7 protein-coding genes are annotated in these 7095 nt (G+C 58.2%); all 7 read right to left on the reverse strand.

Annotation, left to right across the window (positions count from 1 at the left end; genetic code table 11):
* Nucleotides 1-48 precede the first annotated feature (48 nt).
* Nucleotides 49-2010, reverse strand: a complete 1962-nt coding sequence (gene dnaG / locus AC0L4F_RS21290) for a DNA primase (RefSeq protein WP_244691374.1) — start codon at nucleotides 2008-2010, stop codon at nucleotides 49-51.
* Between the two features lie 78 nt (nucleotides 2011-2088).
* Nucleotides 2089-2376, reverse strand: a complete 288-nt coding sequence (locus AC0L4F_RS21295) for a DNA primase (RefSeq protein WP_244691375.1) — start codon at nucleotides 2374-2376, stop codon at nucleotides 2089-2091.
* Between the two features lie 140 nt (nucleotides 2377-2516).
* Nucleotides 2517-3071 (reverse strand): TadE/TadG family type IV pilus assembly protein, encoded by a 555-nt coding sequence (locus AC0L4F_RS21300; RefSeq protein WP_244691376.1) that lies wholly within the window; start codon nucleotides 3069-3071, stop codon nucleotides 2517-2519.
* The gene (locus AC0L4F_RS21305) at nucleotides 3068-3604 is read right to left on the reverse strand and encodes a TadE/TadG family type IV pilus assembly protein (RefSeq protein ID WP_244691377.1); all 537 of its coding nucleotides are present in this window, start codon (nucleotides 3602-3604) and stop codon (nucleotides 3068-3070) included. The genes AC0L4F_RS21300 and AC0L4F_RS21305 overlap by 4 nt, the downstream gene beginning before the upstream one ends.
* Complete coding sequence (locus AC0L4F_RS21310; protein WP_244691378.1) at nucleotides 3601-3918, reverse strand: hypothetical protein; 318 nt, start codon at nucleotides 3916-3918, stop codon at nucleotides 3601-3603. Before AC0L4F_RS21310 ends, AC0L4F_RS21305 begins: the two co-directional genes overlap by 4 nt.
* On the reverse strand, nucleotides 3866-5218 hold the full coding sequence (locus AC0L4F_RS21315; protein ID WP_244691379.1) for a TadE/TadG family type IV pilus assembly protein: 1353 nt from the start codon (nucleotides 5216-5218) through the stop codon (nucleotides 3866-3868). The genes AC0L4F_RS21310 and AC0L4F_RS21315 overlap by 53 nt, the downstream gene beginning before the upstream one ends.
* A 342-nt stretch (nucleotides 5219-5560) precedes the next feature.
* Entirely contained in the window at nucleotides 5561-6991 is a 1431-nt protein-coding gene (locus AC0L4F_RS21320) for a Glu/Leu/Phe/Val family dehydrogenase (protein WP_244691380.1), read from the reverse strand.
* Nucleotides 6992-7095: the final 104 nt, after the last annotated feature.

The raw sequence follows: 7095 nt of genomic DNA on the forward strand, positions 1-7095 counted from the left end.
GTGCAGCGTTTTACTTGTATTTTTCTACTAATTCCTCACCAAACCGCGTTATTTTCGTCGTTTGGCATAGGTGATGCGATCCAGCAGCGCGTCAAGTTCGTTGCGTTCATCGCGATTGATTCGCGCGCCGTTCGGTCCGGTGTCATATTCTGTCTTGTCGTCCTGTACCCCGGATTGCGCACGGTTGCGCGCCTCTGCCGCCTGACCCAACCGGTATGTCACCGCTTCATCGGTGACATGATCCAGATCTTCGGCGGCCTCTTCCATCTCGTCCTGCAGTCCCTGATGCGCGGTCAGTTTGGCGAATTCCTCGGCCAATGTCATACGGGCCAATTCGATGTCTCCGGGTCGACGCACACATGGGATGATAGCCACATGGCCCATGGACAGCAGGTTTTCAAGGGCCTCCGGCCCCATTGCATGTTGGATTTCTGATTGCAGCGCGCTGCCATCCGGTTGGGCGTGGCGCAAAATCAGGTCGCGCAGATGGGCATGTTCCGGATCGGAACAGCGCAATTGTTCCAGCGCATGTTCGAATTCCAACGCAACGGCGGGGGTCTGAACGGTGGCGGCCAGGATCACCGCCTCGCGCATGGATACGAACCCGGCATCATCCGCCGAGGCAAGAAGCGAGGATTTTGTTCGGGCTCTGGCCGATTCCGGTGCATCGCGTCGCCAGGGCTTCTTGTTGCCAGGCTGCCATGTCCTGGCATTGGGTTTACGCCGGGCGGCGGTGAACAATTCCCAGCGCAGATCCTTGACCGCCTGACCGTAATGGCTTCGGATTGATGGATCCTTGATCAAGGTGATCTTGGCGCGCAACGCCTTGTCCAGCGCGGCCTTTCGCTCGGGGCTGTCCAGCACCCGGCCTTCGGTTTCGCGCCGCCACAGTAATTGCACCATCGGAAGCGCCTGATCCAGAAGCGCCTGCACCGCTTTGGCGCCTTTGGCCCGCAGCAGATCGTCAGGATCCTGCCCTTCTGGCATCAAGGCAAAGCGCAGGGATTTCCCGGCCTCCAACAAGGGCAGCGCCAGATCAACCAGCCGATGCGCAGCCCGCAGACCAGCGGTGTCCCCATCCAGCGCGATGATCGGCTCATCCGAGATGCGCCACATCAGCCGCAATTGATCTTCGGTCACGGCGGTGCCAAGCGGCGCAACAGCGGCACCAAAACCGCCCTCCACCAGCGCAATCACATCCATATACCCTTCGGCCACGATCAGCGGCAGACCTTTGCCCGCCGCCTCACGCGCAGGCCCGTGATTATAGAGATTGCGGCCCTTGTCGAACAATTCCGTTTCAGGCGAATTCAGATATTTGGCGTTGTCATTCGGGTCCATGGCCCGCCCGCCAAAGGCGATCGCCGCGCCGCGCCCGTCGCGGATCGGATACATGATCCGCCCGCGAAACGTGTCATAGGGCCGCCCGCCCTTCTGGCTGGGTTTGGCCAGACCGGCGGCAAAAATCAGCTCTTCCGGCACGTCCTTGGATCGCAAATGGTCCCACAGCCCCTGCCATGCGTCGGGGGCAAAACCGATTTCGAATTTCTCTAGTGTTTCGGGGGCCAGACCGCGACGGTTCAGGTAATCGCGCGCCGCCGCCGCGCCGGTGCCCAATTGCAGACGGAAATATTGCACCGCCTGTTCCATCACATTGATCAAAAGCGTCCGGCGATCCGCCTTTTCGCGGGCCTTTGGATCGCGTGCCGGCATCTGCATCCCGGCTTCTTCTGCCAGAATCTCCACCGCCTGCATGAAACCGACATTTTCGGTTTCACTGATGAATTTCAGCGCATCCCCCTTGGCATGACAGCCAAAGCAGTAATAGAATCCCTTGCGGTCATCCACATGAAAAGACGCGCTTTTTTCCTGATGGAATGGGCATGGCGCCCACATGTCGCCCTTGCCCTGATTGCTTTTGCGGGTGTCCCACATGACTTTGCGGCCGACCACATCGACAATGGATGTGCGGCTGCGCAATTCATCAAGGAATCCCGGGGGCAGGCTCATACGTCAATGTATCCTACCCGGCGTGGCAAGAGTCGAGTTCGCCGCAGCCGGGTCAGGGCAGTTCTGCATCAATTTACATTATTGCGCGTTGCATTGTTCCGCAAAAACATCGCCCGGCCCCGCGCTCAGATCCGCCTCGGGCAGGGAATACACCCATTCCGCCAACGCCGGGATGGTTGGCACAAACCGTTTCTTGCGGCCAGTATACTCTCCGGCAACGGTTTCCATCGACGCGTTTATCACCGCCCCGTCCTGACGTTCGGCCACGATCTTGTCGACGATTTCACCAAAGACCGCACAATCCGGGTTGGCCGCCAGGGTCGCGGCGGGCATCAGGGCAAAGCATGTCACCAGTAAAAAACGCATATTGGATCTCCTGTCTTGCGGGGTGAGATAGGGCAATTTCTGCCCGGTCTCCAGCCCCGCGCCGACATCTCTATGCGCAAACCCCTGTGATCGGCAACATCAGGCCGATTAGGCGGGTGATGGCCGCCGACATCGGGCGCCTAATTGTCCGACCAGACCAATTGCGGCGCGAACCGTGGGCGGCTGAAGGCCAATGTGTACATTTCCTGGCTATCTATCCCGGGGATGTTCAGCGGCGGCGTGTAAATTGACGAGGTTTCGACCACGATCACCCGTTCATTGTGCAGCAAACTGGGCAAGTTATCGACCAGGGTCGTGTTCAGATCGCGATTTTTCAGCGGATACAGCGGGCCGCGCGTTTTGGACCAATCCCGACGATAGGCATTCTTGTTCTTGTTCCAACGCACCATTGTCACCCGCAATCCAACCTGATCGCCGGACCGGGCAAGAAAGGACAGCATGTCGTGCATTCCATCCATATACCCATTGGTGACCGCATCGGTTTCCCGGCTGAGCGCATCCGAAATGGTATAGGCGGCATTGGTGTTGATCGCCCGCTGGCGATAGGCATCAAAATAGACATAGGCCGCCCCCAGAAGGAAGATCAACAACGGGGCAAAGATCGCGATTTCGATCGAAGCATTGCCGCGACCGTCCTGCAGGAATTTCTGAATCTTGTGCAACATGGGGGTCATCTCGGCTCCTGAACAAAGGCAGAGGTCGCGACAAGCGCGGCATAACCTTCATTGTCCTTGCTCAATTCCGCCGCCAGCCCGCTGGTCGGAAACACAGGTTTGAACATCAGACAGGCCCGCAACAGCATAAGCTCATTGGCGGCACCGGCCTGAAAATTGCGCAGCGGGCGCGCCTCCTGATCTGCATTGCGGCAATCGGCACTGCCGGGGATGGCCTCGAACGAGCGTGGATCGACCACCTTCATTTCCAGCCGGAGGTTTTCGGCGCAATCGGTAATAATTCCGGCCCGATCACAGATGGATTGCCGGATCGCATCATGGCCCGGCACAAACCCGGTCGCCAGCCGAAGCTCGCGCACGGTGGTATCCAGCCCGCGTTCCAGCATGGCGTGCCGAATATTCAAATACCCCATCTCGACGCTGGCGCCCAAAATGGTGGCAAACATCGTGACGATAATCGCGAAATCTATGGTGGCTGTGCCACGTTCGTCACGACAGAATCGGCGGGCTGCGGCCCGCATCATTGATCTCATTGGATCAGCCTCAAATTATTGATTTGCCGTGCGATGGCATGGAAGGTTTCGGTGATTTCGATGCCTTCGACGGCAAAGTAATGCGATGGCGACGAGGCACAGTCCTGCAAGGCCGCCTGACCGCCAGAAGGGGCCTCAAACGCGATGGCAAAGACCACAATCCCCTTGTCCCGCGCCACGCCACAAATCTCTGACAGCCGGGTGTCGGCCTGGGTGCCATTCACGATCGAGGTCGAGCCATAGTAGATGTCGGAATAGGTATTATAGGAGATATGGCCGTCGTTCTTGGGCTTCTCCCAGAACTTCTTGGCCACTGCCTTGACCCCGAATTCTGGCATAGACTTCGGCGTTTTTCATCCGGCGGGCGTTGGCCCCGTCGGGGGCGTTGCGATAGCGATAGGACCAGCCGTAATTTTCGTAACGCAGCCAGAAATATTCGTCGTTAAGGCTGCCGGAATTGTCATCCACCAGCACCGAAAACCGGTCATCGGACCCGATGCCATTGCCCCGTTCATCAATCCAGATGTCGGACCATTCGGTTTTGAACTGGGGTTTCAGGTCATATTCCGTTGTGTTTTGCCCATCGGTCATCAGCACCACGACCTTCATCGCCTCTGTATCGGTAAAGGTCGCGGGGCGTTCGGTTGCAGAGGCGCCAAGATGGCCATTGGCACGCATCGCATCAAACACCGGCTGCACCTTGTCCGACAAAAGGGCCGCGCCCCATTTCATGCCCAGATCAATGGCGGTGTTGCCCCCCGCCCCAAGCGAGTCGATGTGATCCTTCAACGCCTGCGCATCGCTCGATGCCACAACGATTTCGCCATAGTCATCATCGGCGCACCACGGGCTGGAAATGGAGAGCGTGCTTTCGCTGGAAGAATAGCGATCAAAATGCGCCAGCCGTTTCAGAAGCTGCGTGCCGGTGATGTCGACGGTATCGAATTCATCATCAGCGAAAATCACGCAGTTGGAATAGGCATGCGTGTCCTCGATATTGAAATATTGCGACACCAAAGGCCCCAGATTGACCGTGGCATTATATGGCACGACCGAGATTGTCGTCATATCCAACGCGTTTTCGGTTGGCGTGATCACCGTATCGACAAATTCCTTGCCCGCAGCGCGCAGGTTTTCGATCTTGCTGTTTGATCGCATCGACCCCGAAATATCGAGCACCATCGAGATTTCGACCTTGGAGATCTTTTCCTCCGCCACGCTCAGCGCCGGGGCGTTCAAACTGTCGATGCCGCCCAACCGCATGAAAAAGGTTTCGACATCTGTCTGGCCGGTGGCGGTGACGGTGCGATAGTTCAAACCATCGTCGACGCTGACATCGGTCAGCGCAGCCCCCAGCCCCGCCGCGGTCACATAATCCTGTGCGACCTCTGCCGGGTCGCCCTTTTGGTCAAGATCCGCCGCCGCCAGAACCGCCCGGTCAAGCACGTGCTGCATTTTGGTGCGCACCGCTTCATAGCGCATGACGTCAATGGCCGCCCCCGTGGTCAAAAGGATCGCCAACGACATGTATACAGACAGAATTGTGGCGTTTCCCCCTTCGGCCCGGCAAAACCGCGCGGCGGCGGCTTTGGCGTTTCTGGCAAATTCTGACATGGCGATCTTTCCCCTTCAGGCGCAAAATAGTTGTCTGCGCAACGATCACTTCTGCGGGGGAAATCGTGGGGGCCGTGGGCACAAAAGTGGCAAGATCAAGGCGATTAACGCTGATTTTTGGTAAATCCACCGGGGGTGGGTGGCAAATCCCGGACCGGATCAGGCGGGGCAACCGTCGCTTTGCACCGGGCGCAGCGCGGAAATATGCAGCGGGTTGCGTGCGACCGCCAGTTCCGCCCGGCCATGCGCAAAAGGAAACGCGCGCCGGTTCGGGCGCGCGTTCCGTTTCTCTGTGCAGGATCACCTTGCCGGGCAATCCCCGGCAATCCCCAGCCTGTGACCTCAGAGCCCCTTGGCGCGATAGCTGGCTGCAACCTTGCTGATCGACACCAGATAGGCAGCGGTGCGCAGATCCTCGACGTCGTCCCGCCCATGCCAGATGTCGCGCATCGACTGATAGGCAATGCGCATCGTGTCATCCAACCCGGACCGCACCAATTCCAATTCATCCGCGCCGCGCAGATACTTGGCCTTGAAGTCCGGCGTCATTGACCAGGCCCCGCCCAGATGCTGGTCGAGCCGTTCAAGTTCGCGCACGATCAATTCATGCCGCGCCTCTTCCTGACGGCGCTGCATGCGGCCAAACCGAATATGGCTGAGGTTCTTGACCCATTCGAAATAGGACACGGTCACACCGCCAGCATTGGCATACATGTCTGGAATGATCACTGTGCCCTTCTTGCGCAGGATGTCATCCGCCCCGGCGGTCACCGGGCCATTGGCGGCCTCGATGATCAACGGTGCCTTGACCCGTTCGGCGTTGGACATGTTGATCACACCTTCCAGCGCGGCCGGGATCAGAATATCGCATTCCTCCTCCAGCACCGCCGCCCCTTCGGCATGATGCGATGCATCGGGGAAGCCGGTCACACCGCCATGTTTGACGATCCATTCGTGTACCGCCTCGACATTCAGCCCATCGGCATTGAACAGCGCACCATCACGTTCGATAATGCCGGTGATCAAACAGCCGTCTTCTTCTTGCAGAAATTTGGCGGCGTGATAGCCCACGTTGCCCAACCCCTGAACGATCACCCGTTTGCCATCCAGCGTCCCGGACAGGTTCGCCTTGGCAACACCACGATGATCCCGAAAGAATTCGCGCAGGGCATATTGCACCCCCCGTCCTGTCGCCTCGACCCGGCCGGCAATGCCACCGGCATTCAACGGTTTGCCGGTCACACAGGCGCGGGCATTGATGTCGGTGGTGTTCATCCGAGCGTATTGATCCGCGATCCAGGCCATTTCACGTTCGCCGGTGCCCATGTCGGGGGCTGGCACGTTCTGGCTTGGATGGATCAGATCGCGCTTGGCCAGTTCATAGGCAAACCGCCGGGTGATCTGTTCAAGCTCATGTTCATCATATTGCCGCGGGTCGATACACAATCCCCCCTTGGAGCCGCCAAACGGCGCTTCGACCAGAGAGCATTTATAGGTCATCAAAGCGGCAAGCGCCTCGACCTCGTCCTGATTGACCGCGTTGGAATAGCGAATACCGCCTTTGACCGGTTCCATATGTTCGGAATGCACGGACCGATAGCCGGTAAAGGTCTGGATACGCCCCCGCAGGCGCACGCCAAAACGCACGGTATAAGTGGCGTTGCAGACCCGGATTTTCTCTTCCAGCCCCGGTGGAAGGTCCATCAGCGCCACGGCGCGATTGAACATCAGATCCACGCTTTCGCGAAATGTCGGCTCATTGGCAGGCTGCATAGGGTGTCCTCCGTTAAGTGATGTGTAACTCGCCATCTATTTTGTTTTTGAACCAAGCCTATGACGTCATAGTTAAGAGTTGCGAGTGAATTCTTTTCTGATTG

The sequence above is a fragment of the Marinovum sp. J2-8 genome (genome assembly GCF_055808435.1).